This is a genomic window from Bacillus licheniformis DSM 13 = ATCC 14580 (assembly GCF_000011645.1).
In the GTDB taxonomy this organism is placed as follows: Bacteria; Bacillota; Bacilli; order Bacillales; family Bacillaceae; genus Bacillus; species Bacillus licheniformis.
Map to the genome: position 1 here is coordinate 2,535,200 of NC_006270.3, position 24,671 is coordinate 2,559,870.

A 24,671-nucleotide genomic window follows, 5' to 3' on the forward strand; every position below is an offset into this window, starting at 1 on the left:
GTTTTTCCTGTACAATAGGTGTAAGGAAATGGTTAATGTACTCATAGATTGATACAGATAGGTTGATGCAAATGTCAAATCAAACAAAACAGCCCGCATACGGAGGGCAGGCTGTCGTCGAAGGCGTCATGTTCGGCGGCAGGCGCCATTATGTAACCGCGATCCGCAGAAAAGACGGAAGCATTGAATTTTTCAAGCTGCCTCGGAAAACCAATCCGACGCTTGAAAAATTAAAGAAAATTCCTTTTCTCAGAGGGATTATCGCGATTGTTGAAGCGAGCGCTAACGGCACCAAGCACTTGAATTTTTCGAGCGAACGCTATGACCTCGACCCTTCTTTAGACGATCAATTGAAAGAAGAGAAGCCGTCCAATCTGACAATGATTTTTGGTCTCGCCGCAGTCGGCGTCCTGTCTTTTTTGTTCGGCAAGTTTATTTTTACGCTCGTGCCCGTTTTTTTAGCGGAGCTCACCCGTCCGGTCTTTCAGTCGGACGTCGCGCAGATTATGATCGAAAGCTTCTTTAAGCTGCTCCTTCTCCTAAGCTATATTTACGCTATATCATGCACTCCTTTTATTAAAAGAGTTTTTCAATATCACGGAGCAGAACACAAGGTCATAAACTGTTACGAGCAAAATCTGCCGGTCACGGTTGAAAACGTTCAGCGGCAGTCAAGACTGCACTACCGTTGCGGAAGCAGCTTTATTCTATTCACCGTCATCGTGGGCATGTTTGTTTACTTGCTTGTTCCTACTGACCCTCTCTGGGTTCGTATTTTGAATAGACTCGCACTGATACCCGTCGTTCTCGGCATTTCATTTGAAGTCCTGCAGCTGACAAACAAACTGAGAGACATCCCTGTATTGAAGGCGCTCGGCTACCCGGGCTTATGGCTGCAGCTTTTAACAACGAAAGAGCCGTCTGACGATCAGGTGGAAGTGGCAATCGCAAGCTTCAATGAGCTTCTTCATATGGAAACCAAAGCAGAGGACGAACAGAAGGAACCTTCTAATATCGTAATGTAATGTAACGAATTGGTTAATTTTTTGGGAGGTGGACAGTTATGAAGCAACGCGTACATCCTGTCTCAGCTTTAATTATTGCGTTTGGAATTTTTGGGTTTGTTTATTTCGCCGTCACAAGTCCGGGCCGCCTGCTCCAATACTTGCTTGTTTTTGCCGCGGTCGGCGCCATCATTTATTTCGTGATCAGGCGCATTTCCAATCGCAATATGGGCAGTGAGGGAGCCGCTTTTAAGAAAGCAGCCAAACAATCCAACAAGCGTTTTCAGGATCATAAAAAACGCTCTGTAAAAGGCAGGGTCAATCACCTGAGAAGCGTACCGTCTATCAATAAATCGAAGCCGGTATTGGTGAAGAAAAAAAGCCAGACCCAGCTGACAGTGATTGAAGGCAAAAAAAGCAAAAAGAAAAACAGGGCTTTCTTTTAAAACGTCCACTGTTTCAAAAATAATTCTGTTCGTTTTTTTCCTAGCTCGATTAGAGCTAGTTTTTTTTCTGCCGACATCGCGAATTCAGTCGACAAAACTTCCTCAACAGGCAAAAAAATGATGTTCCGCTCATGTTTCGTGGCAATGTGCCTGGCGTCATGCGCCTCTTTCATCGTCTCAAACAGCGCCCCGAACAGCTCGAACGCATTTTTAATCGTTTTCTTCGGCCTCTCTTTTTCATTGGGCATCAGCGTGATGCCCAATACCGGCCGTTTTTTTTCTGTTGTAAACAGCCACATCGGAAAATTGCTCAGAACTCCGCCGTCTACGACGACGCTGATTCCGAGAGGTGACTTGAGCTTCACCGGCTCAAAAAAATAAGGGATGCTGCAGCTCATCCGGACCGCCCTGGCGACGGAAAATCGCCCTGGATTCAAACCGTACCTGTTTAAATCGTCAGGCAGCACAAGCATCTTGCCGTTCGATAAGTCGGAAGCGATCAACTTCAGCTTTCCCTGTTCAAGATCCCCGAACACTGAAATGCCCTTCGCTTTCAACTTTTCGGAAATCCAGTTTTCCAATTTATCTCCTTTATATAAACCGAGCCGCCAATAAATCGATGCCCATTGCAGCAATTTCAAAGGCAAGAGTGAAAACCTCGGGTCAAGGAGCTCGCTTTCATTTAATTCCTCCATCATTTGGCGGATCTCCGCGCTTGTATAGCCGGCCGCGATAAATGAGGCAATGATCGAACCGGCGCTCGTTCCGGCCAGCCTTTTAAATCGGAAGCCCCGTTTTTCAAGCGCTTCGTATGCTCCCACAAGCGCAACCCCTTTCATGCCGCCGCCTGAAAAAACCCCGTCGATGTACATCGCGATCTCCCCCCCTTAAAAGATGGCTCTACATCATTTTAAGAAACGGACAGAAAAAAAAGACCATGAGACAACGAGCGGCATCCGGAAAAAATGATACGAAAAGAAAAAAACCGCCGTTACCCAGCGGCTTCAGCGTGTCGACAAACCCTCGCATTCGTTGTCAGGCCTGCGCGTCGGTGCTCACGAATTCCAACATTCGCTCCGCTCCGATGCTCGGCCTTCCTAGACTGCAAGGGTTTTCAATCACGCTGAAAGGGATGACAAAATCCCAAAACAAAAAGTCGTTTTGGGATTTGTCAACAATCTGAAACCGCCGTTACCCGGCGGCTTTTATTGATTTTCCTGTTCGTTTCTTTTTTGGACGCTTCTCAAATCGTCGATTCTTTTGCTGTCGTCTTCAAAATACTGCACAAGATCTCCGATACGGTCAATGCTGTTCCAGCTTAAATGATGTTCGATTCCTTCAACATCATCATAAATTTTCTCTTCGTCAACACCAATGATTCGTAAAAACTGCTCCAATAATTCATGTCTGTATACTAAACGCTTGCCTATTTTCTTTCCTTTAGGCGTCAGCACGAGGCCGCGATACTTTTCATAAATCAAATATTCGTCTTTATCGAGTTTTTGAACCATTTTTGTAACCGAGGAGGGATGGACGGCCAGAGCTTCGGCTATATCTGAGACTCTTGCATATCCTTTTTCTTCAATCAGCATATAAATTTGTTCTATGTAATCTTCCATACTCGGTGTTGTCATCGAATCCCTCCAAATTACACCTATTCAAATCATAACAAGTTTACACTATGTGCATGCAAAAAACAAGCAACAGGATAACGTTTTCACCCGATTACCTTCTATAATTCCATTCATCTGTCGCATACTTCGTCCTGGCGAGATCTTCGACAAATTCCGTTTCCTCTTCCGTCAGTTCATAAGGCTCCAAATGAATGTTAAGCCCTTTTTCAAACCCTTTTTTAAAAGCTTCGCTCGCTTCTTCAATCGTGACTTTTTCTTTCGTCAGCTCATTGATGGCGACCGCTTTTTGTTTGAAGTTTCTCTGCATGCGCTCTCTGAGGCGGTCATTTTTGTAAATAAACAAATCAAAGAGCTTGTCCTCATCCAGATCAAGAAGGATCGAACCGTGCTGAAGAATGACTCCTTTCTGCCTTGTCTGGGCGCTTCCTGCGACCTTTCTGCCTTCGACAACGAGCTCGTACCACGACGGGGCGTCAAAGCAGACGGAAGATCTCGGGTTTTTCAGACTCTGTTTCTCTTTTTCCGTTCTCGGTATGGCGAAATACGCATCAAGCTCCAGCTCTCTGAAGCCTTCAAGAATACCTTCAGAGATGACGCGGTACGCTTCCGTCACCGTCTTCGGCATTTCCGGGTGTTCTTCAGACACAATGACGCTGTAGGTCAGCTCTTGGTCATGAAGCACGCCTCTTCCTCCGGTCGGCCTTCTCACAAAGCCCAAACCGTGTTTTTTGACGGCATCCAGATTGATTTCCTTTTCGATATTTTGGAAATAGCCGACTGAAAGCGTTGGCGGATTCCAGCCGTAAAAGCGGATGGTCGGCGGAATCTTATTTTCGCTGTGCCAAAAAAGGAGCGCCTCGTCGAGCGCCATATTAAAAGCGGGATCCCGTCGTCCCGAATCGATAAAACGCCATGTTTCTTTTTCCATAACCTACCCTCTTTTTCTTTGGTATAAAATAAGTCTACCATTCCCTCTTAAAATTGAAAATAAATTCGGCGAATCAGATGACAGATTTCTGAGGCTTTACTATAATAGTACTTGTCTTAACATATCGTTAAAAATCTCCCGCATACTTACTTAGGCGGGACGAATTCAAAAAGGAGTCGGATCAGATTGTCTACCAGCAGCATTGTCGTTCTCTTGATTTGCGCCGCGCTCATCATCTACGCGGTCGCTTCATACATCTATCAGCAGCGCATTATGAAAACCTTGACAGAAGAAGAATTCCGGGCAGGCTATCGCAAAGCGCAGCTCATCGATGTGCGCGAGCCGAATGAGTATGAAGGCGGCCACATTTTGGGTGCGAGAAACATTCCGCTTTCACAGCTTAAGCAAAGAAAAAGCGAAATCCGGCCTGACAAACCGGTTTACCTGTACTGCCAAAACAACGTCAGAAGCGGAAGGGCCGCCCAAACGCTCCGCAAACACGGCTGTAAGGAGATTTACAACCTGAAAGGCGGGTTCAAAAAATGGGGCGGAAAAATTAAAACGAAAAATTAATAACCGAAGCTGTCTCTGCTATGGAAGGCTTCAGTTGAGTCCAGCATCCTAAAGCGGTTTAACGTTTTAGGATGTTTTTTTTGCATCCGGGAGGATTCGGGTGATGAGCGGTTATCCCTTTCCGGCAAAAATAAGCCGGCGAGATGGGTTCGCCGGCTTTGTTCGTTATTTTTTCAAGTCTTCGATTGAATTGACATCTTTCATATATGTCGGAACGACAAGGCCAATTTTTACGCCTGTCATGCTAGTACCGATATCTTCGTATTTGCCTTTGTATTTTTCAGCATATGTTTTATGCGTTTGCGGCAGCCATGCAGCAAGTGAAGCATCGACGCTTCCATTTGCAATGCCAGTCCACATCGGGCCTGCTTCTACTTGGCTGAGCGTAACGTTGTATCCTAAGTCTTCAAGAACTTTTGCGATGACATTCGTGCTCGCAATTTCGCTGTCCCATGCCACATAGCCGAGCTTAATTTTTTCACCGTCCGCTTTATCGACGCCTTTTGTCCATTTCTTAACTAGATCTTGATGTTTTTTCACGAAGTCTGCTGCAGCTTCTTCCGGTTTTTTGCCTTCCTGAACGGCAAGCATGACTTCTCCCATATCATCCTCTGTCCAGCTGAATTGGCTGAGCAGCTTGTTTGCGCCCGGATGGTCGTCCTTGAATCCTTTGCGCGTAACAGTATGGATTTCTTCGGCATCGCCGTAGGAACCTTTAGGATCTTTTAAATATTTCAGATCGTATTTTGCAAACATCCAATGCGGCGTCCAGCCCGTAATGATGATCGGATCTTTTTTGTCATAAGCTTTTTTCAATGCGGCTGTCATTGCTGAGCTTGATCCTGACGTTACAGTCCACTTGCTGAGATCGTAGTCCTTGAGCGCCTGGTCCGTCGCATTCATAATGCCCGCTCCAGGATCAATGCCGGTAATTTTATAATTGACTTGATCGCCTACTGACGCATTTTCATTATTATTGCTGCTTCCGCAGGCAGCCAGACCCAATGTGAGTACCGCTGCAGTGCCGATTCCCGCTATCTTTTTCCACATTATGCATTCCCCCTGCTCTTTTTCAATTTTATATTTTGTGTAACCCGGTCAAGTACGATCGCAATAATAACAATCGCAAGTCCGGTTTCTACACCGGTACCCGTTTGCAGCTGGGTCACAGCCCGGTAAACTTCTTCTCCGAGTCCGGGCGCGCCTACCATTGATGCAATAACGACCATTGACAAAGCAAGCATGATGCTTTGATTGATACCGGCCAGAATGGTTTTCGTCGCGAGCGGCAGCTGCACTTTAAAGAGCCGCTGGCTTGTCGTTGAACCAAATGCTTCTGTAGCTTCAATCAGATCTTCAGGCACCTGCTGGATCCCTAAGATCGTCATCCGGATTGTCGGAGGCATCGCAAAGATAACGGAAGCGACAACACCCGGCACAACCCCGATATTGAAAAAGAAGATGGCCGGAAGTAAATAAACGAATGCCGGCATTGTCTGCATTAAGTCAAGGATGGGCGTAACGACTCTCCGAACCGTTTTCTTTTGGGAGCCCCAGATTCCGACCGGAATGCCGATAATGACAGAAATCAGAACGGATGTGACGACAAGCGCCAATGTCTGGAGCATGGCGTCCCAATATCCTAAATAATCAATGATAAAAAATCCGATTAAAGTAAACAGCGCAATGCCTCTTTTGCTGATCAGCCAGACGAGCGCGGCAAAAATAACGGTCAACATAACCGGCGGAACAAAACCCAGCCCTTGGACAATCTCATCAACAAACGATTCCACTCCGCTGGCAATTCCGTTAAATACACCGCCGAACGACACCGTCAGCCAGTCAACAAACTGATCGATCCAATCGGCTAAAGGAATGCGGGGAAGCGATGATAAAGTAAACATTATCTCACCTCCTGAATAACAGCTTCATGGGCTGGTTCATGAGCATTAATATACCGGTCATTTCCGGCAAGCGCTCCGATTAATGCGCCTTTGACGATGATCCCTTTCATCCGCTGTTTTTCATCGACGACAGCAATCGGAATGCTGGCATCAGAGACCAATTCAAAGATATCCGTCAGGACAACATTCTCTTCTACGGTTGTGATTTCTCTTGAGATGACGCTCTCCAGCGTCTGGCTTTTTTCGGCTGCTTTCTTCGCTGTTTCAGCATCGACGGAGCCGAGGAGCCTATTGTGTTTGTCAACAGCATAAATCGAGGAGATCCCCAGGTTTTTCATCAGCGTCAGTGCAACGCGCGGCCCTTTGTCTACGCGCACGGTTTCAGCCCGTTTCATAATGTGGCCGGCCGTCAGCACTTTAGATAAGTCGACATCTTCAACGAATTTTTCAACATATTCGTTCGACGGGTTCATTAAGATCTCTTCCGGCGTACCGATTTGAACGATGTTTCCGTCTTTCATCAATGCGATTCGATCGCCGATTCTCAGCGCTTCATCAAGATCATGGGTGATGAAAATAATCGTTTTTCCTACTGATTCATGCAAATCGAGGAGTTCATCCTGCATATCCTTGCGAATCAGGGGGTCAAGCGCGCTGAACGCTTCGTCCATCAGCAGAATGTCCGGATCGTTCGTCAATGCGCGGGCAAGCCCGACGCGCTGCTGCATCCCGCCGCTCAGCTGATCCGGATATTGCTGTTCATACCCTTCAAGCCCGACAAGCTTTAATGATTCCATAGCTTTTAGCCGGCGTTTTCTTTTATCCACTTTTTGCAGTTCCAATCCGTACTCTGTGTTTTCAAGAATTGTTTTGTGCGGAAACAGAGCGAATTTTTGAAAGACCATGCTGATTTTTTTTCGGCGGATTTCCCGAAGCTGGTCTTTGGACATATTTGTTATCATGTCACCATCTATGTGCACATGTCCTGCAGTCGGTTCAATCAAACGGTTTAAAAGCCGCACCAAGGTTGATTTACCGCTCCCTGATAGACCCATGATGACAAATATCTCACCTTCATACACGCTAAAATCTGCTTGGTTCACCCCGACGGTCGCCCCGGTTTCTTTCAGAATTTCTTTTTTGGTTTTGCCATCGGCAAGCAGCTGCGTTGCTTTCTTTGTATTCTTTCCAAACACTTTGGACACTTTTTCTACTTTTATCTTGATTCGCTTTTCGTCTGAATTCATATTTCTCCTCCCGTATGAAGCAATCTAATATACCGTAACATTTATGTAACATATGAGACAAACGGCATATTCGCTATCATTTTGTATCATACCTTCATATTCATCGTTGTCACTCTCCACCCTTGCGAATCCTTCTAAATGCTCCATAATCCTCTTCTTTCAAGGTAAATTAAACCATTATCTCACTAGAAAACATTGAAACTATCGCGTTTTGCAAAGTAATTTTTATTTTTACTTTTAAATTTGATGAATTTACTATTTAATACGGGAGACATCCTTCTCATTCAATCAGTAAATCGCTTACATAAAGATATTATTTTTCACATAAAAAAAACCGGCGAAATCGATCCGCCGGCTTTCTTATCATTTTTCATAGCGCAGCACGGGCTTCCGCGCAGCTTTTGTTTCATCCATGCGTTTCACAACGGTTGTATGCGGTGCTTCCTGAACGACTTCAGGCGTTTCCTCCGCTTCTTTTGCGATCTGGATCATCGTATCGATAAACGCATCGAGCGTTTCTTTCGACTCTGTTTCTGTCGGTTCAATCATGATGCATTCCTCGACATTGAGCGGGAAATAGATGGTCGGCGGATGGAAGCCGAAGTCCAAAAGGCGCTTTGCAATGTCAAGCGTTCTGACTCCCAGCTTTTTCTGGCGCCTTCCCGACAGCACAAATTCGTGCTTGGAGTGTCGGTCAAACGGCAGATCGTAGTAAGGAGCAAGCTTTCTCATCATATAATTCGCATTTAAAACGGCGTTTTCCGTCACTTCTTTGAGCCCGTCCGGCCCCATTGAACGAATGTACGTATATGCCCTCACATTGATCCCGAAGTTTCCGTAGTAAGGTTTCACCCTGCCGATCGAATGCGGACGGTCATGGTCAAAAGTATAGCGTCCGTCTTTTTTCACAAGCACCGGCTTCGGCAAATACGGTATCAATTCCTTCTTAACGCCGACAGGACCTGACCCAGGTCCTCCGCCTCCGTGCGGTCCCGTAAAGGTTTTGTGAAGATTCAAATGGACGACGTCGAATCCCATGTCACCCGGCCTTGCTTTGCTGAGTACGGCGTTGAGGTTCGCTCCGTCATAGTACAGCTTTCCTCCGGCACTATGGACGATTTCAGCCATTTCTAAAATATTTTCCTCAAAAAGGCCGAGCGTATTTGGATTGGTCAGCATTAACGCGGCAGTTTCTTCGTCTACGACACGCTTTAAATCTTCCAGATCAACAAGGCCGTCGTCATTCGATTTGACGGTGACCGTTTCAAATCCGGCAACAGTCGCAGACGCCGGATTTGTACCGTGGGCCGAATCAGGAACAATAACCTTCGTCCTTTTATGATCGCCGTTTGCCTCATGGAACGCGCGGATCATCATCAGCCCGGTCCACTCGCCGTGCGCGCCGGCAGCCGGCTGAAGGGTGACCTCATCCATTCCTGTGATCTCTTCCAAATGCTCGCTCAAGTCGTACAAAAGTTCCAGCGCACCCTGCACGGTCGCTTCATCCTGGAGCGGATGGATCGCAGAAAATCCAGGGATTCTCGCGATTTTTTCGTTAATCTTCGGATTGTACTTCATCGTGCACGAACCGAGCGGATAAAATCCCGAATCCACTCCGTGGTTGCGCCTAGATAAAGCCGTATAATGGCGCATAATATCAAGCTCGGACACTTCGGGGAGATCTGCCGGTTCGTCTCTGATATACGCTTCGTCAATGACGTCTGTCACATCTGTTTCAGGGACGTCAAGCTCAGGAAGGCTGTAGCCGACCCGCCCTTCTTTTGATACTTCAAAAATAAGCGATTGATCCTGATTATTCATGGCAATCCCCCAATTCATTCATGAGTGTATCGATTTCCTCTTTTGTTCTGAGCTCTGTCACGGCGATCAGCATGTGCCGTTTTAAATCCGGATATGAAGCGCCGAGATCGTAGCCTCCGATAATATTTTTCTCAAGCAGGCGTTCATTCGCTTTTTCGACAGGTTCATTGAGTCTGATGACAAACTCGTTGAACATCGGCCCCTCAAACGCGACTTCAAGACCGGCCCGTTTAGCTGCTTCTTTTGCGTAAGCCGCTTTTTGCAGGTTCTGCCATGCGATTTCCTTGACGCCTTTTTTTCCGAGCGCCGTCATGGCGACTGACGCAGCAAGCGCGTTGAGCGCCTGGTTGGAGCATATATTTGATGTTGCTTTATCCCGTCTGATATGCTGCTCGCGGGCCTGCAGGGTGAGAACGAATCCCCTTTTCCCGTTTTCATCTTCCGTCTGACCGACTAGACGGCCAGGCACTTTTCTCATCAATTTTTTCGTGACGGCAAAGAATCCGCAGTGCGGACCGCCGAAAGCAGCAGGGATTCCGAACGGCTGGGCATCTCCGACAACGATGTCAGCGCCCAACGCCCCGGGCGGTGTTAAAAGCCCGAGAGCCAGCGGATTGGCGGAAACGATGAACATGCTTTTCCCTTTATGGGCGATCGGTTTAATGTCTTTCAGCGGCTCAATTCGCCCGAAAAAGTTGGGATATTGGACGATCACTGCTGCTGTATCTTCGCAGACGGCTTCATCAAGAGCCTCAAGATCCGCTGTTCCGTTTTTGGAAGGGACTTCTACCACATCGATGTACTGTCCTTTCGCATACGTTTTTAGAACCTCGCGCGATTCGGGATGGACGGTTTCCGAAACGACGATTTTTTTCTTTTTTGTATGTCCTGAAGCAAGCATTGCCGCTTCGGCTAACGCCGTTCCTCCGTCATACATCGACGAGTTGCTGATATCCATGCCCGTCAGCTCGCAAATCATCGTTTGAAATTCGAAAATCGCCTGGAGCTCCCCTTGAGAAATTTCTGGCTGATACGGTGTGTAGGCCGTGTAAAATTCCGACCGCGAAATCACGTGATCCACGATGACGGGCTGGTAATGATCGTATACGCCCGCTCCCAAAAAAGAGGCGTACGTCACTGTATCTTTATTTTTAGCCGCGAGTTTCGTCAGCTCTTTTGTAAGCTCCGTCTCGGACTTTGCCTTTTTAATTTGGTATTCCCCTTTAAATCTGACGCTTTCGGGTATATCGGAGAATAGCTCGTCGATTCTCTCGACTCCAATTGCCTCAAGCATCTCCTTTTTATCCTGATCTGTAGCTGGCAGGTAACGGTGCTTCATCTTCAGTCTCCTTTCAAGGTCTTGGCAAACTTACGGCTGCCGTTTGTAAAATGGGGTTTTCACGATTTTGGCTTTCAAACGTTTATTTCTGATCTCCACTTCAACTACGGTGTCGAGGGCGCAGGCTTCTTTTTTCAGCAATGCGAGGCCGACGTTTTTCTTTAAAGTCGGCGACTGTGTGCCGGTTGTCACCTCGCCTGCTTGTTCGCCTTGATAATAGACGGCGTATCCGTGTCTTGGAATGCCTTTATCGATCATTTCAAGGCCAACCAGCTTTCTGTCCGCTCCATGTTCCTTTTGGCTTGCCAGGACGGCTTTTCCGATGAAATCCGAGGCTTTGTTCGTTTTGACGGCAAATCCGATGCCGGCTTCGATCGGCGTAATGTCTTTTGAGAGCTCCTGTCCGTAAAGCGGCAGCTTCGCTTCAAACCTCAGCGTATCCCGAGCCCCGAGGCCGCACGGCACCAATCCCGAATCCTTGCCCGTTTCAAGGAGCAGCTTCCAAATGCAGGCTGCATCTTCATTCCGGCAGTAAATCTCAAAGCCGTCCTCTCCCGTGTATCCCGTTCTGGACACAAGCGCCTGCACGCTGCCAACCGCTGCATCATCCCGGAACATAAACGGCTTTAATTCTGCAAGGTCATGATCTGCGACCTGTTTTAAAATTGCTTCGGCCTTCGGCCCTTGAAGGGCAAGGAGCGCAATCTCGTCAGATACGTTTCGAACCGACACGTCACCCTTTATATGCTTGTTCATCCAATCGACGTCCTTGTCGATATTGGCTGCGTTAATGACGAGCATATAGACATTGGCCGCTTTTTTATAGACGAGGAGATCGTCGATCGTTCCGCCGTCTTCATAGCACATAGCCGTATACTGGGCGCCGCCTTCTTTCAGCGTCGAAACATCGTTTGTCAACAGCTTTTGCAAGAACGGAAGGCTGTCCGTTCCTGTGATTTCGACCTCTCCCATGTGTGAGACGTCAAAAAGCCCCGCTTTCGTCCTGACGGCTTCGTGCTCCTCTTTAATAGAAGAAAATTGGACTGGCAGTTCCCAGCCGCCAAAATCAATCGTTTTCCCGCCATATTCCTTATAAAGGTCAAATAAAGGCGTACGTTTAAGCATTCTGCTTCCCCCTTCGCTTTTCAAACTAAAAACAAGTTTGCCAATCATCAGAAAACAAGAAAGATTTCAACATCAACAGGATGGCTGCGCCGCTTTATACGGCACAAAAAAGGACAGAGAAGCCCCTTTGTCAGTTTGGAGGCTCTCTGTCCTGGCACCTGAAAGTTTACTTTGCATCAAAAGCAAAGATGTCCCCTTTGGTGGTTTGCAAAACATAATATGATACAAACTCTCTCCAGAGTTGCGTCAAGCAAGAGTTCTTTTGCCTGAGAGATTCACTGTTTCCCCAGCTTGCTCCTTCGGCGCCGCTTTTAGGTTTCCCTCTGCCGGTCTCTCCCCTTGCCGTCATTCGCTCATATTCATTTCTTTTCATGGACATACTATATAAAGCTTACGATTTTTTTACTGATGATCTACAAATATCCTACCATCATCACAACGATTGGGCAACAGAAAAAACCATTAACAATTTATTATTTCAGAATAAGAACGTTCGTGTTTTGTTTATTTCTTAGTAAAATCCGTTTTTTTCACGCAAGATTTCCTTTTAAAAAAGAACATTTGAATCTCAGAAGAGAAAGGCGGCATGACGATGAGACCAGACATTCATTTCGACAACGAATGGCCGGAACAGTTCAAAAAGCATCTTGATGAAGACGGCCCGTGGGCGAATTGGGAGCTTTACCAGCTTTCCTGTGAAGTGCAGAAAAGGCTTGCGATTCCGACGTTTGAAGGCTTGCAGGCCCCATACCACCTCCCCGGCTTCACACCGCTTCCCCACCAGCTCGAAGTCGCCCGGAAGGTGGTCGAACAGATGAACGGAAAAGCCATCTTGGCGGATGAAGTGGGCCTCGGCAAAACAGTCGAGGCGGGGCTGATATTAAAAGAATACATGATTCGCGGGCTGGCCAAGAAAATATTAATCCTTGTCCCCGCCTCGCTCGTCTCGCAATGGGTAAAGGAACTTCGGGAAAAGTTTTTAATTCCGGCCGTTGAACAGAAAAAAAGCTATGTATGGGAGCAATGCGATGTTGTCGTCTCCTCCCTTGACACGGCAAAGCGGTCGCCGCACAGAGAGACGGTTTTGTCGATCCAGTACGATGTGGTGATTATTGATGAAGCTCACAAACTGAAAAACAATAAAACAAAAAATTACGAGTTTGTCCGCAGCTTAAAGAAAAAATACTGTCTGATGCTGACGGCGACGCCGATCCAAAACAAGATCGACGAAATATTTAATCTCGTCTCCCTGCTAAAACCCGGACACTTGGGAAATGAAAGCAACTTCAACAAAGATTATACAAAACAGATCAATTCAGCTGAAGCACACGAGCGCTTGAAGTCCCTTATCAATAAAGTCATGATCAGAAACAGGCGGCATGATACCGGCATCACCTGGACAAAGCGTCATGTCGAAACCGTGCCTATTTCCTTTTCGCCTACAGAACAGGCTTTGTATGACGAGATTAAAAAGCTGAAGACAAATCATCAGCATTCATCAAGCATGTTCTCAATCATGACATTGGAGCGCGAATGCTGTTCAAGCAGGGAGGCTGTCTATATGACGCTGAAAAACATGCTTGACCGAAAGGACCGCGAAGCGCCGGTAATCTCTGAACCTGTCATCCACCATTTGATCGAAAAGGTCAACGAGGTCGCACAAAATTCAAAAGCGCTGAAAGTCGTTGAACTCATTCAAGAACTCGATGACAAAGTCATCATCTTTACCGAATACAGGGCGACGCAGATTTATCTGCAATGGTTCCTCCAGCAGAACGGCATCAGTTCCGTACCGTTCAGAGGCGGATTTAAAAGAGGAAAGAAAGACTGGATGAAAGATTTGTTCAGGGGCAAAGTGCAAGTTCTGATCGCGACTGAAGCAGGCGGCGAAGGAATCAACCTTCAATTTTGCAATAAAATCATCAACTATGACCTTCCGTGGAACCCGATGCGCCTCGAACAAAGAATCGGCAGGATTCACCGGCTCGGCCAGGAACGCGATGTCTACATTTACAATATGGCAACAAAGCATACCGTAGAAGAACATATTTTAAAGCTTCTTTATGAAAAGATTCATTTGTTCGAAAAAGTCGTCGGAGACTTGGATGATATTTTAACAAAAATCGAGGTCGGCAATTTTGAAGAGCACCTCCACGATATTCTTTTTTACTCTGCGACAGACGAGGAAATGAAAATCAAAATGGAAAACTTAACCTCTTTCATCTCTTACGGAAATGAAGACGTTTCAAACCATACACAGATAGGAGGCTAAATTCAAATGCGTCAGGAAGAAATCTACCTGTTTTTAGAACGTTTTTTCACCGCAAACGGCTGCACGATCACCGACAAAAGTCCAGGCCACATGACCGTGCAGCTGACGGTTGAGGTCGATAAACAAATCATGAACAGGCCGTTTTACTGGCACTGGCTTGAAAAGACGGGAGGAGAGCCGAATCCGATGAAAATCACGCTGATCACGAATGAAGACGAGGCCCCTTCCGATATCGAAGGGGAGTTTATTCATTTTGGATCACCAAGACTTTTTCAAATTTTCCAGGCAGTGCAAAAAAACGGCAAATTTATTCGCCTTTATGAGAAAATCCGTTCCGAAGGGGCTCATATCCCTCTGGAACCTTGGCTCGGCATGAATGTGACGATCTCGTACCAGTCCGACATGAAAAAAGATAAGCTTCTGTCCCTTGGCCTTCACTTAATCAGCGGCCAGCTGACCGAATCGTTTCAAGAGCAAATGGAAGCACGCGAGCTTTCCTCACAGATCTCTGACTACTGTTATACGATGTCGCCGTTGATTAAGCCGGAAAGCGGCATAAAACGGCTTGAGCGCTATATCGAACAGGCGGCCAGAAGCGAACCGCTTGATTGGGCTGAAGCTTCCCTGAAACGTTGGAATAACGACCTGGCACTCTTAAACCAATTTTACGAGGATACTGAAGAAAAACCGGAGGAATACGAAATTGAGAAAAAGGCCCTCCAAACGCTTTACGAGCCTAAAATCGATATTAAAGTTCAAAACGGGGGATTATTTTATCTGCGTAAAAAAAATTCAGGATAATTTTTCCAATTCGACATCGTTCTTGTTTTTATTCAGAGAGCTGGAATTATAATAGAACTAAAGAGAAAAGAGAAACTTTCGTAACAGCATTTGGACAAGCTTGGAAAAGTGTTGAGCCTTGAGGTTTATCTTTGTTTATCACAACATGGTTGTCTGAAATACATAATCAAGTATTTTGGGGGGGAAATGTATGAATAAAGATAAAAATGAGAAAGAAGAATTGGATGAGGAGTGGACAGACTTGATTAAACACGCTCTTGAACAAGGCATTAGTCCAGAGGAAATACGTATTTTTCTCAATTTGGGAAAGAAGTCTTCAAATCCTTCCACATCAATTGAAAGAAGTCATTCAATAAATCCTTTCTGAATGTGCTATAATATCGAAAGGAAGGTGATGACATTGATTGGCCAGCGTATTAAACAATATCGAAAAGAAAAAGGCTACTCACTATCTGAACTAGCTGAAAAGGCTGGGGTAGCGAAGTCTTATTTAAGTTCAATAGAAAGAAACTTGCAAACAAACCCCTCCATTCAATTTCTAGAAAAAGTCTCCGCTGTTCTGGACGTCTCGGTTCATACCCTGCTCGATGAGAAAGATGAAACCGAATACGATGGTCAATTAGATAGTGAATGGGAAAATCTAGTTCGTGACGCTATGGCATCAGGGGTTTCTAAAAAACAATTTCGAGAATTTTTAGATTATCAAAAGTGGAAGAAAAGACAGGAAAAGGAGTAAGGGAAACACATCTTACTCCCTTTGGCATTTTTTACGCTGAATAAGCCGATTCCTCATGAACATAAAAAAACGGATCATAAAGATCCGTTTTTTAAATTGCACCATTATTTATCTTCACTGTGCGCTCTTTCGTTCTCTTTCACATAACCTTTTTCATCGGCATGTTTTTTGCCGTCGATTGTCAAGCCGTTCCATTGAGTAGCTTCGAATGAGAAGTCAAGCTGTACAGAATCACCTTGATATTTGTTCTGTACCATTCTGCCGCTGGCGTCTGTTGTTTTGTCATTTACAAACTCAATCACCAATTGAACTTTATCAAAGTCATATGGGTCTTTCGGAATGCCGTCGTATTCAGGCGCAGTTTTTCCGTTGATTGTCGCTACATTGATTTTGCCATTGTCATGCAGGAACTCTGGCTCAATGGCTTTCTTCACTTTTTCATATGCGTTCTTATCTTTTTTCGCGGACATATTGTACAGATCATAAAGGTTGGCTTCATCTAAAATGATGTTTTTAGGATAGCCGTTACCGCCTTCAACTCCGACAGTCAGAACGCTGACTTTAAATTGTTTCAGGAAGTCTTCCGCTGTGCTTTTTCCGCCGTTTTTCGCGTTTCCGTCAACGAAATTGCTGTAGCCAACCTGCATCAGCACTTCTTTAATCGCAAGTGATCCGTCATTTTTGAACTCGAAATCTTTAGTGAATTTGTCGCCTGGTTTTAAGTTGGACAAGTTCACTCTTGCAGATGTATCTTTCGCATTTAAGTCAAGCGTACCTGCTGCATAAGTTGCTTGAGTTGTTTCGATGTCGTTAAACGCAGCCCAAGTTCCTCCTCCTACTAATGCCAGTCCAAGCGCAGCAGACGCAACGCCTAATCCTAGTTTTTTCTTTGTACCCATTGATAACTCCTCCTTTTATAATTAAGAAAATCTGTATATATGGAGACCTGAATGTTCAGGTGACCAACGAAGATTACATGGAAACTGATTGATCTTTTCCAGCGGCTTCAATTGCTTTAGCTTTTTGGTCAATCTCTCTTAAAGCCGCGGATACAGTAATTACTGCATAAAGAATCAACAAGAGTCCCGGCACGATCAGCAAAATGGCTGTGCCGATCGGTTTACTTGCAAAGTCCAGCAAATACCCGGCATACGGAACCGTAATGCCCGAATACTTAGCGACAACATTTTCCGCCAGTACCGGATCGGAATCAGGGTTTTGGTTATTGTCACCCTTTGTCTTGAACATGAGATTTGATTTATTTTTTGTTATACCGATAATTCGGTGGGTAACCATGGTGTTTTCGTCTTGCATGAATGTAATGATATCTCCCTTTTTCAAAGACCCGGGATTTTCAACTTTTTGAACGGCAATCACAGAACCTGTTTTAAACTCCGGCTCCATCGATCCGGATAAAACCGTTTTCAATTGATAGCCGAAGAGCTGCGGCTCCCCGCCGGACGACTTTGTCGAAATCACGACGATGACCGCGGCGATGATGATTGTGAAAATAATCACATATAAGAAATTGCTGATCCATTTCATCACATGTTTCATGACGCTTCCCCGCTTTCTAATGAATTATCTTCTTTTCTATTTTCTTTATCTACGGATTCACTGTCCTTTGGTGTTTCCTCTATATCCTGTTCAGACTTTTGCGTTGTTTGAGTCTGTTCAGTTTGCTTTGGTTTTGCTGAAGCTTTTTTAGGAGGCTTCGGTGTTTCTTCATTGCAGTCTTGAAGCTCCATTACATTTGACCAAATGAAAGGTTTGCCCTTTTTAACATCTGGATGGCCTTCAGGTCTGATCAATTTAAAAGCGTATAGCCCTCCTTTTGCTGCCCGCTTTGACTCTATCCGGTAGATGCTGCTTTCGGCTTCTTTTTTGAACACGCCTTTATCGATCACAGTCCCGTCCTCTAGCGGCTTTTTGGAATGACCGAGTTTATGAAGCTCCCACTTCCATTCAGAGTCGGCGATTTGACTGCCGCGGTTTTTATATTCTGCAAACAATGTCAGCGGTGCACAGACCGTTCCTTTCGTCTTCGTCTGCTTTTGAAGCTTCAAATCGCTCCCGTCCCACTGCTTCTCATCTTGAGGAAAAGTTGAGGCCGCTTTCATTGTCATGCTGTATGTTTCCACATCATGAAATGATGCGTTTGTATGCTGTGACAGCTGACTCCCCAATCCAATTAACAGGTATATGATCAGCAGCGTTTGAAAAACGATAATGTTTTTTCCGGCTCTTTTTCGGCATCTCCTAGTTCGAGATAATCGGAACATGACTACCCTCCTAGCGAGTATGTAATGGCTTTTGTTTCCGTTCGTTTTAAAGAACTTTATAGTTAGAGTATAAAGAACAAGTGTGCCGTTTGAAAACTGTCAAAAAAGTCGATTAAGTTCGTTCTAAAGAACATTTTCGTTTAATTCCTCAAAAAACCTCTCAAATTCTCATCTTTTTGAAAAGTTTGTAGTTCTTTATAGTGTACACAATTTCTTCTTAATTTTTGTATAAACACTGTTGACAAGGAAAAAATAGGATAGAAAGGATGATGACCCGTGCTGAAAAATGTCATATTATGTTCTTTTTTACTGCTTTCTAGCATTGGGCCGCTCAATGCCCATGCGGCAGCTTACGAAACAGCCCGCATGTCTAAGTGGGAAGAAAAAGCGGTTGAGGAAGCAAAAAAGAGATATCCGGAAGCAGAAGTGCGCCTCACGAAAAAAGTATGGGATCGAAAGCGGGCCGATGAAGCGGTCAAACAATACCATGTCACATTGAGTGAAGGAAATAAAAATTTCGGAGTGTTTGTCACAATTTCATTTGAACCTGCGACACACAAAATTAACAAAGTCGTCGTTGTGGAAGAATATAAATAAGCCGCATTGCAGTGCAAAGCGGCTTGTCTTTATTTATGCTTTTTAAAAAACATGATACAGCCAAGGGGAAGAATGCCGAACCATTGATATATCCTGGACGGCGGCTTTAATTCTTTACGTTTTTCTTTCATTTCTTTTCTTTCCTGCTTAGGCGTGTCCATATATTTTACGAGCTGTTCCGTCATATATTTAACATAATCGTTCGTTTTCATCGCATCACCTCTTGGGGAGTTCTGTCAGTTGAAGTGTTGTCATCCGAATCTTTTTTTATACATTCTTCATGATTTGGACACACAATTTTTAATATTCCTTCCACTGCGTGATTTTTTGATTTCTTAAATCATATTGAAATTGAGCGCTTGTTTCTGTGCCGGAAGCTGTCGTTACCTGAATCTGGACTCGTGTGAGCTGCTGATGAGCCGGGCTGACAGAATACGATATCAAGCCATGCTGTTTTTGAACTTTTTCTTTTGTCTCTTCGTGAATATGGGACAAGGCATGGAGAATTCCATTTTGGAGAAGGTTTTGCTGAATGTGAAATTCTTTTGTTTGCTGTGCAAACGTTCGCTGATTCGTTAATAAAGCGGCTGAGTGACTCGCGCAGAGCATGCAAATCACAGCTGCGAAAACAGCAGCGGGATAAATGAATCCTTTTGAATTTTTCACGTGATCACCCTTTTACATATGATAGAGCGGAATAGACGTGCGGTATGATTTGCCGCTTAGACTTGTCGCTTCAAGGATCAGCAGGTGATTTTCAATCATAAACCTCATTTTTTTGACATGCTGTAATAGAGGCACATGACCTTTTCCATTGACCCTTTTTCGAATAACTGTCTGATATTGCTCATAGCGAACGGTGTCACCTTGGCGGTTTGTCATCGCTAGTGACTGATGATCACCGGCACTTCTTATGTCAATCGAATTCCTAGACTCCTTCAATATTTGCTCGGCAGTAATCGTCCATTCACGGGGGTGAATATCCGAACCGTTTCTTTCCGGGGATAAAAACAGATGAAATATCGAGGCCATCGTACCTGCAACGAACATGTGCACCATTAAGGAAAACATTATATTAAGAAGGGTATATCCCCTTTGCCCGCAAAATGGTGAAACAGTGCCTTTGGCTGTCTCTTTTTTTAATAGAGATGCATACTTCATAATCATCTCCCTTCTCCTTCCATTCAATAAAGTAAGATGTATTCCGGTAAAGCACAGCTTCTTTAGCCTGGAACCGTCCGGTCAGCGTGTAGCGGCTGATCTTTTCCTCCAATATGCGATATGTCTCTTCTTCTTTTTCGGACGCTTCGCGCTGCAATGACAGCTGATGAAGCATAGGGATCAATAACATGGTGATCATTACCCATATGCCGAATGCGGAAACAGCTTCAACCGTTGTAAAGCCTTTATTTTTTTTGAACATTAATCTTTCCGCTTCCTAAATAGATCGTCAGTATAAAAGAGGCATGCTGTGTATCGATCACGATCTTTCCCCCTTGATTCGGAACACCGCTTGGATTAAAAGTAAGAATTGGTTTGAGCGTCGACTTTTTGATTGCGATATTGCAGCTGTATGTCCTGACCAGTTCAGGCGATGAGCCTTCGTCCGAATGCTTCATGATATAGCGGCAGCCGGCAAAGTCAAACTGCACCTTAACCGTCGTATGGCGGACGAGAGCCGTCTGCTGAGCGTAAAGCAAATCCTCTTCAAGCTGTGAGACAAAGTGCTGAACGATTCTTTTTTCATAAATGGGAGGCAGTAGAGCAAAGAGAAGAGAGAACATAATAGAACCGATCATCAATACAGTTAAACTTTCCAAAAGCGTAAATCCTTTTTGATTCATAACCGTCAATCAGCCTGTGCTTTGCCGTTTGAAATTTTAATTGCTTTCCCATTCGGACACTTTAAGTTCTTTTTTATGTAACCTTCAGATTCAAGCTCCGCCCTGTTCGGCGTTTTCCCGTCATGATCCATCTGATAGGCCGTGATCTGCGCTTGAACCATATTGATTAATCCTTCGCATCCTTTCTTTTGGATGCTTTGGTTATGCTTGGTCACATTCGGAATGGTGATCAACAGCAGGATGGAGATAACGAGCATGACGACTAACATTTCTATCAGTGTAAATCCCTTTTCATTCACAGTTCCGTCCTCCTTATAGCTGGTTCATCATTTGATACATTGGCAAAAGCATGGACAAATAAAGAATTAATATCATCGCCGCGGTTAGCCCGTAAATCAATGGCTGGATCAGGCCTGTCCATTTTTCGGCCTTTCTTTCAAGCCGCTCAATCAAAAACTGACTATATGAATACAGCTCTCTGTATAAGTGCCCATTTAGTTGGCCGTGTGCAACAGCCTTTGCTAAATCATTTTCATAAAACGGATGTCCGGCCAGCATCTGCTCCAGACTCTCCCCCTGTTTCAGCCGCTCGATCAAGCGCTTCGCTTCATTTTTATGAAATCGTAAAAACGGCTGGCTTTCAAATGCTTTTAAACTGTCATATACAGACAGACCCGCTTGCAAAAGATTGCTCAGCTGGAGCGATAAAAAATAGCTGTTGAATAGTTTGAAGGTTTGGCCCAGCAAGGGAATTGTAATGAGAAAGGCCATTTTGTCTTCTGGAGGTTTATGGCGGAATGAACACAGATAATAGAGGGATAGAGCTGCGGCAACCAGCGGCAGTCCCGCGAAAAAAAGATAAAAGTGATCGAAAACATAAAAGATGAGAGTCGTTGCAAAAGACGTTTCAACGTTCATCGATTCATAGATGGCGGAAAATTGCGGAACTATTGCTGATTTCATAATAGAGATGATGACGCAGACCGTTAAAACTAAAAACAAGGGGTATCTGGCGGCTTTCTTTAATTTTTCGCTTTGAGCGATCTTGCGGTGAAGCAGCTCTCCGCTCTGCCTAAAGGCAAATGGCAAATTCCCGTGCTGTTCGGCAAAGTAAACAATGGTGACAGCATCCTTGTGAAAGGAAATCATTTCAAGAACTTGAAACACAGGACACCCTTCTGTCAGCTTCTCCATCGCAAATGTCAGATCCGCTCTTCGTCTTTCATTCAATTGCAATTTCAGCATACTTAAAGCATCCAAAATCGTATAGCCACTCTGCATCATGTCTCCTAGTTTTTTCAGAAGGTCCGCCTGTTCCCGGACAGGCCACTTCATTTTAATCTTCATGGCCTATCCAGCGTTCATAAGTTTTCGACGGCAGATATCCGAGTGCTATTCCCTTGCGGATCAGCATTTTTAAGGTGTCTGTTTTGATGCCACCGCATCTGCCTTTTGCTTCTTCGATGCAGAGATTAAGGCTTTTTCCGTACAAAAGTTCAAAGACGCTTGCTCTTCTAACTGGTCTCGACAATCTGCAATACAAAGTGCAGCTGTCGCCGCAAAACGGACAGACGATATCGACAAGACGCTGGGCGCTGACTGCGACCAATGTTTGTTCAATTTCTGTCATATCAACGCCGAGCTCGAGCAGCCTGTATATCGCACCTTTAGCATTTTTCGCATGCATGCTCGATAGAACAAGGTGTCCCGTCAAAGCTGCCCTGACTGCGATTTGGGCTGTTTCGGCATCGCGAATTTCCCCTAGGATGATCATGTCCGGATCGTGGCGCAGCACCGCCTTCAACCCCGCAGAATAAGTCATGCCCGCTTTTTCGTTCACTTGTACTTGCAAAATGTTTTCGCTTCTTGATTCGACCGGGTCTTCCAACGTAATGATATTTCGCTTAAAATGCCGCTTGGCGTAGTCAATTAAAGAATAGAGTGTTGTCGTTTTTCCCGAGCCTGTCGGGCCGGTGAAAAGCATTAATCCGTGGGAATGCTTCAGAAAAGACAGCAGCTTGAATGTTGCACTCGGGAACAATGAGAGCTTTGTGAGCGGCTTGCTGCTCATCTTGGGAAGAAGCCTGATGACCAAGCTTTCATCATGGATGGTGGGCAGAGTGGACATCCTTAAATGAACGGGCTCACGGTTGATATAAAGAGTTAAAGCCCCGCTTTGCGGCAGCCGTCTCTCGCCAATGTCCATCGAAGAAAGAAATTTAAAGTGAGAAATGAGTCTAGAGCACTCATTTCTCGTTAATCCGTCTTTTTGAAACAGTTCGTCATCAATCCTGAAGCGTACCACCGCCTCTTTTTCACCGGGAACAATATGAATGTCTGACGCCTTCATTCTATATGCCTCGTCAATTAATCTTCCGCTTAATGATTCGATCGTGTACAAACCATTGCGCCTCCTTTCTAAGCGCAGTTTATACGAAAACCATCGGAAGCATCAAATCCATAAAAAGCGCAAATCAAGCCGAATACGTAACAAAAACGGAATCTCCGAATACCGATTTGACTATTTTATTCGACTTCAAGCCGCTGAAATAGAAATTTAAACCTGCTCTTCGGCCTTGCCGTCTTCATGGATGCAGAAGCCTTTATTGCAAAGCGCCTTAGCAAGACTCTGTTCTGTTTTAATATGTGAAAAATCCATGCCGAGCTTCACAACTGTTTGGGCAATCTCCGGTCTCAAACCCGAAAGAACCGTTTCAACGCCAAGCAGCTTTGTGCTGTCTACGACTTTGAACAACTGATGGGCGACCATCGTATCGACAACAGGAACACCGGAAATATCAATAAAAAGATGCGAGAGATGAAGCTCAGCACACTGCGTGAGCGCAGATTCAATGATCACCGTTGCCCTGTGAGTATCAATTTCACCAATGAGCGGCAGCACACCGATGTGCTCTGATACCGGTATGACCGGTGCGCTCAGTTCGCGAATCATCTCGGTCTGCGCCTTCAATTGGCTCTTTGTCGTATGCTCATATTCAAGAATAAACTGCTCTATGACCTCATCCATCATTAAGTGAAGCTGTTTATTCCAGATAAAAAAATCTTTTTTCGAACTGTCTGGTGCATGTTCATCTGAAAATTGCTCGATCTCATCTATTAAAAGTTCACGGCACACTTTAAAACCATTTATGCTTTCGGTAACCGGAATTTGGCTGACAGCCCTGTCGTAGGCAATTTCCTTGGCGCACCCGGAAGCTTTATTCCAGCATAGCGCCTGTTCATCTTTGGCAAATACCTTTGAAACAGCCAGTATAAAGTCCTTGTATTGCTGTGCCGTTTTTTCTTTTTCAGACGCTGTTCGGGACAGCCATTCATCTGTGATTCTGTCCGCCTGTTTGACCAGATACTCATAAAGGGCTGCATGCTTGTTTTCCATGTCAATCCTCCTCATTGTTTTCCCTTTAAATCAATCGCTTAATGACCAACTGATTTGAATGCTATGTATAAAACGAAATCGATTGTCAACACTATATGTAAGCGCATTGGGCTATAGCCAAGCGGTAAGGCAACGGACTTTGACTCCGTGACGCGCTGGTTCGAATCCAGCTAGCCCAGTTACACAGGCGAAAAAACGAAGATATGCTGAACATGCAATATGTCAGCAATCTTCGTTTTTTTCAGGAAACAGAACGGTGTAAGGTGTGTTTTTTTAATTTTAAGAGTTCGCCGGGATTGTATCCGACGACCAGCTTATCGCCGTTTACGATAATCGGGCGTCTCAGCAGCTTTGGCTTTTGAATTAACAATTCCAGCACTTCGCTTACCGTTAATTCTTCAATATCAAGATTTAACTCTTTAAATGCCTGGCTTCTTGTCGCCAATATTTCATCGATTCCTTCGGTCGTGAGAGACAAAATATGTTTCAATTCATCCTGGTTCGGCGTTTCCCTGAAAAGATGCCGTTCTGTAAAATCAACCTGGTTCGCTTTCAGCCAATGTTTCGTTTTTCGGCATGATGTGCAGCTCGGGTATGAATAAAAGGTCAGCTCTTCCATGAATGATTCCTCCTTAAATGTACTGACTTTGTCTTTGTATGTTTCAGTACCCGTGATGTTTTCCGTTTAAACACGTGACAGGTTATTTTTTAAATTCCTTAT

The 24,671-nt window shown here is 44.9% G+C and carries 30 protein-coding genes, 1 tRNA gene and 1 riboswitch; of the genes, 9 read left to right on the top strand and 22 right to left on the bottom strand.

Going from position 1 to position 24,671, the window contains the following annotated elements; all coding sequences use genetic code 11:
* The first annotated feature begins 71 nt into the window (after window positions 1–71).
* Entirely contained in the window at window positions 72–1,025 is a 954-nt protein-coding gene (locus TRNA_RS34485; RefSeq protein WP_003183418.1) for a DUF1385 domain-containing protein, read from the top strand.
* Window positions 1,026–1,063: 38 nt separating this feature from the next.
* Window positions 1,064–1,450: an SA1362 family protein gene (locus TRNA_RS34490; protein WP_003183421.1), complete on the top strand. Its 387-nt coding sequence runs from the start codon at window positions 1,064–1,066 to the stop codon at window positions 1,448–1,450.
* Here TRNA_RS34490 and TRNA_RS34495 read toward each other — a convergent pair.
* The 3 genes from TRNA_RS34495 to TRNA_RS34510 all read right to left on the bottom strand — a co-directional run bounded on the left by TRNA_RS34495 (window position 1,447) and on the right by TRNA_RS34510 (window position 4,012).
* Window positions 1,447–2,322 (bottom strand): patatin-like phospholipase family protein, encoded by an 876-nt coding sequence (locus tag TRNA_RS34495; protein ID WP_003183423.1) that lies wholly within the window; start codon window positions 2,320–2,322, stop codon window positions 1,447–1,449. The two genes, TRNA_RS34490 and TRNA_RS34495, sit on opposite strands and share 4 nt — an antisense overlap.
* Before the next feature lie 333 nt (window positions 2,323–2,655).
* The gene (gene mntR / locus TRNA_RS34505) at window positions 2,656–3,084 is read right to left on the bottom strand and encodes a transcriptional regulator MntR (protein WP_003183427.1); all 429 of its coding nucleotides are present in this window, start codon (window positions 3,082–3,084) and stop codon (window positions 2,656–2,658) included.
* A gap of 91 nt (window positions 3,085–3,175) precedes the next feature.
* Window positions 3,176–4,012, bottom strand: a complete 837-nt coding sequence (locus TRNA_RS34510; protein WP_003183428.1) for a lipoate--protein ligase family protein — start codon at window positions 4,010–4,012, stop codon at window positions 3,176–3,178.
* Between the two features lie 186 nt (window positions 4,013–4,198).
* Between TRNA_RS34510 and TRNA_RS34515 the strand changes: the two genes are divergently transcribed.
* Window positions 4,199–4,585, top strand: a complete 387-nt coding sequence (locus TRNA_RS34515) for a rhodanese-like domain-containing protein (protein WP_003183429.1) — start codon at window positions 4,199–4,201, stop codon at window positions 4,583–4,585.
* A gap of 165 nt (window positions 4,586–4,750) precedes the next feature.
* On the opposite strand, the gene TRNA_RS34520 is transcribed toward TRNA_RS34515, so the two are convergent.
* The 6 genes from TRNA_RS34520 to gcvT all read right to left on the bottom strand — a co-directional run bounded on the left by TRNA_RS34520 (window position 4,751) and on the right by gcvT (window position 12,021).
* Window positions 4,751–5,635, bottom strand: a complete 885-nt coding sequence (locus TRNA_RS34520) for a glycine betaine ABC transporter substrate-binding protein (protein WP_003183430.1) — start codon at window positions 5,633–5,635, stop codon at window positions 4,751–4,753.
* Window positions 5,635–6,489 (bottom strand): ABC transporter permease, encoded by an 855-nt coding sequence (locus TRNA_RS34525; protein ID WP_003183431.1) that lies wholly within the window; start codon window positions 6,487–6,489, stop codon window positions 5,635–5,637. Before TRNA_RS34525 ends, TRNA_RS34520 begins: the two co-directional genes overlap by 1 nt.
* Complete coding sequence (opuAA, locus tag TRNA_RS34530; RefSeq protein WP_003183433.1) at window positions 6,489–7,736, bottom strand: glycine/proline betaine ABC transporter ATP-binding protein OpuAA; 1,248 nt, start codon at window positions 7,734–7,736, stop codon at window positions 6,489–6,491. The genes TRNA_RS34525 and opuAA overlap by 1 nt, the downstream gene beginning before the upstream one ends.
* A 363-nt stretch (window positions 7,737–8,099) precedes the next feature.
* On the bottom strand, window positions 8,100–9,557 hold the full coding sequence (gene gcvPB / locus TRNA_RS34535) for an aminomethyl-transferring glycine dehydrogenase subunit GcvPB (RefSeq protein WP_003183434.1): 1,458 nt from the start codon (window positions 9,555–9,557) through the stop codon (window positions 8,100–8,102).
* Complete coding sequence (gcvPA, locus tag TRNA_RS34540) at window positions 9,550–10,896, bottom strand: aminomethyl-transferring glycine dehydrogenase subunit GcvPA (protein WP_003183435.1); 1,347 nt, start codon at window positions 10,894–10,896, stop codon at window positions 9,550–9,552. Before gcvPA ends, gcvPB begins: the two co-directional genes overlap by 8 nt.
* A gap of 30 nt (window positions 10,897–10,926) precedes the next feature.
* Window positions 10,927–12,021: a glycine cleavage system aminomethyltransferase GcvT gene (gene gcvT, locus TRNA_RS34545; protein ID WP_003183436.1), complete on the bottom strand. Its 1,095-nt coding sequence runs from the start codon at window positions 12,019–12,021 to the stop codon at window positions 10,927–10,929.
* Between the two features lie 244 nt (window positions 12,022–12,265).
* Window positions 12,266–12,370, bottom strand: a riboswitch (glycine riboswitch).
* 243 nt (window positions 12,371–12,613) lie between these two features.
* Here gcvT and TRNA_RS34555 point away from each other — a divergent pair.
* The 4 genes from TRNA_RS34555 (at window position 12,614) to sinR (ending at window position 15,830) form a co-directional block, all read left to right on the top strand.
* Window positions 12,614–14,293: a DEAD/DEAH box helicase gene (locus TRNA_RS34555; protein ID WP_003183439.1), complete on the top strand. Its 1,680-nt coding sequence runs from the start codon at window positions 12,614–12,616 to the stop codon at window positions 14,291–14,293.
* A 6-nt stretch (window positions 14,294–14,299) separates the two neighbouring features.
* A complete protein-coding gene (locus TRNA_RS34560) occupies window positions 14,300–15,094 on the top strand; it encodes a YqhG family protein (protein WP_003183441.1) in 795 nt (264 codons plus the stop codon).
* 190 nt (window positions 15,095–15,284) lie between these two features.
* Window positions 15,285–15,461, top strand: a complete 177-nt coding sequence (gene sinI, locus TRNA_RS34565) for an anti-repressor SinI (protein ID WP_003183444.1) — start codon at window positions 15,285–15,287, stop codon at window positions 15,459–15,461.
* 33 nt (window positions 15,462–15,494) lie between these two features.
* Window positions 15,495–15,830 (top strand): transcriptional regulator SinR, encoded by a 336-nt coding sequence (sinR, locus tag TRNA_RS34570; protein ID WP_006637528.1) that lies wholly within the window; start codon window positions 15,495–15,497, stop codon window positions 15,828–15,830.
* A gap of 104 nt (window positions 15,831–15,934) precedes the next feature.
* Here sinR and tasA read toward each other — a convergent pair whose 3' ends face one another.
* The 3 genes from tasA to tapA all read right to left on the bottom strand — a co-directional run bounded on the left by tasA (window position 15,935) and on the right by tapA (window position 18,112).
* On the bottom strand, window positions 15,935–16,729 hold the full coding sequence (gene tasA, locus TRNA_RS34575) for a biofilm matrix protein TasA (RefSeq protein ID WP_003183447.1): 795 nt from the start codon (window positions 16,727–16,729) through the stop codon (window positions 15,935–15,937).
* A 73-nt stretch (window positions 16,730–16,802) separates the two neighbouring features.
* A complete protein-coding gene (gene sipW, locus TRNA_RS34580) occupies window positions 16,803–17,387 on the bottom strand; it encodes a signal peptidase I SipW (RefSeq protein ID WP_003183449.1) in 585 nt (194 codons plus the stop codon).
* Window positions 17,384–18,112, bottom strand: coding sequence for an amyloid fiber anchoring/assembly protein TapA (gene tapA / locus TRNA_RS34585; RefSeq protein ID WP_011198112.1), 729 nt, complete (start codon window positions 18,110–18,112; stop codon window positions 17,384–17,386). The genes sipW and tapA overlap by 4 nt, the downstream gene beginning before the upstream one ends.
* A gap of 276 nt (window positions 18,113–18,388) precedes the next feature.
* On the opposite strand from tapA, the gene TRNA_RS34590 reads away from it, so the two are divergent.
* Entirely contained in the window at window positions 18,389–18,709 is a 321-nt protein-coding gene (locus tag TRNA_RS34590) for a YqzG/YhdC family protein (RefSeq protein WP_003183454.1), read from the top strand.
* Between the two features lie 29 nt (window positions 18,710–18,738).
* Here the strand turns inward: TRNA_RS34590 and TRNA_RS34595 are convergent, their stop codons facing one another.
* From TRNA_RS34595 to TRNA_RS34635, 9 genes are all read right to left on the bottom strand, one after another.
* A complete protein-coding gene (locus tag TRNA_RS34595; RefSeq protein ID WP_003183456.1) occupies window positions 18,739–18,921 on the bottom strand; it encodes a YqzE family protein in 183 nt (60 codons plus the stop codon).
* 88 nt (window positions 18,922–19,009) lie between these two features.
* Complete coding sequence (gene comGG, locus TRNA_RS34600; protein ID WP_003183459.1) at window positions 19,010–19,375, bottom strand: competence type IV pilus minor pilin ComGG; 366 nt, start codon at window positions 19,373–19,375, stop codon at window positions 19,010–19,012.
* A gap of 12 nt (window positions 19,376–19,387) precedes the next feature.
* Window positions 19,388–19,876 (bottom strand): competence type IV pilus minor pilin ComGF, encoded by a 489-nt coding sequence (gene comGF / locus TRNA_RS34605; protein WP_011201694.1) that lies wholly within the window; start codon window positions 19,874–19,876, stop codon window positions 19,388–19,390.
* On the bottom strand, window positions 19,785–20,132 hold the full coding sequence (gene comGE / locus TRNA_RS34610) for a competence type IV pilus minor pilin ComGE (protein ID WP_009327907.1): 348 nt from the start codon (window positions 20,130–20,132) through the stop codon (window positions 19,785–19,787). The genes comGF and comGE overlap by 92 nt, the downstream gene beginning before the upstream one ends.
* Window positions 20,116–20,553 carry a competence type IV pilus minor pilin ComGD gene (comGD, locus tag TRNA_RS34615; protein ID WP_009327905.1) on the bottom strand — a complete coding sequence of 146 codons (438 nt, stop codon included), beginning with the start codon at window positions 20,551–20,553 and terminating at the stop codon, window positions 20,116–20,118. The genes comGE and comGD overlap by 17 nt, the downstream gene beginning before the upstream one ends.
* 5 nt (window positions 20,554–20,558) lie before the next feature.
* Window positions 20,559–20,852 carry a competence type IV pilus major pilin ComGC gene (gene comGC, locus TRNA_RS34620; protein ID WP_003183466.1) on the bottom strand — a complete coding sequence of 98 codons (294 nt, stop codon included), beginning with the start codon at window positions 20,850–20,852 and terminating at the stop codon, window positions 20,559–20,561.
* A 13-nt stretch (window positions 20,853–20,865) separates the two neighbouring features.
* On the bottom strand, window positions 20,866–21,900 hold the full coding sequence (gene comGB, locus TRNA_RS34625; protein WP_011198115.1) for a competence type IV pilus assembly protein ComGB: 1,035 nt from the start codon (window positions 21,898–21,900) through the stop codon (window positions 20,866–20,868).
* A complete protein-coding gene (gene comGA, locus TRNA_RS34630) occupies window positions 21,890–22,954 on the bottom strand; it encodes a competence type IV pilus ATPase ComGA (RefSeq protein ID WP_003183477.1) in 1,065 nt (354 codons plus the stop codon). The genes comGB and comGA overlap by 11 nt, the downstream gene beginning before the upstream one ends.
* Before the next feature lie 156 nt (window positions 22,955–23,110).
* Window positions 23,111–23,950, bottom strand: a complete 840-nt coding sequence (locus TRNA_RS34635) for an STAS domain-containing protein (RefSeq protein WP_003183480.1) — start codon at window positions 23,948–23,950, stop codon at window positions 23,111–23,113.
* Window positions 23,951–24,057: 107 nt separating this feature from the next.
* Between TRNA_RS34635 and TRNA_RS34640 the strand changes: the two genes are divergently transcribed.
* Window positions 24,058–24,129, top strand: a tRNA-Gln gene (locus tag TRNA_RS34640).
* Between the two features lie 62 nt (window positions 24,130–24,191).
* On the opposite strand, the gene TRNA_RS34645 is transcribed toward TRNA_RS34640, so the two are convergent.
* Complete coding sequence (locus TRNA_RS34645) at window positions 24,192–24,569, bottom strand: Spx/MgsR family RNA polymerase-binding regulatory protein (protein WP_003183482.1); 378 nt, start codon at window positions 24,567–24,569, stop codon at window positions 24,192–24,194.
* Window positions 24,570–24,671 lie beyond the last annotated feature (102 nt).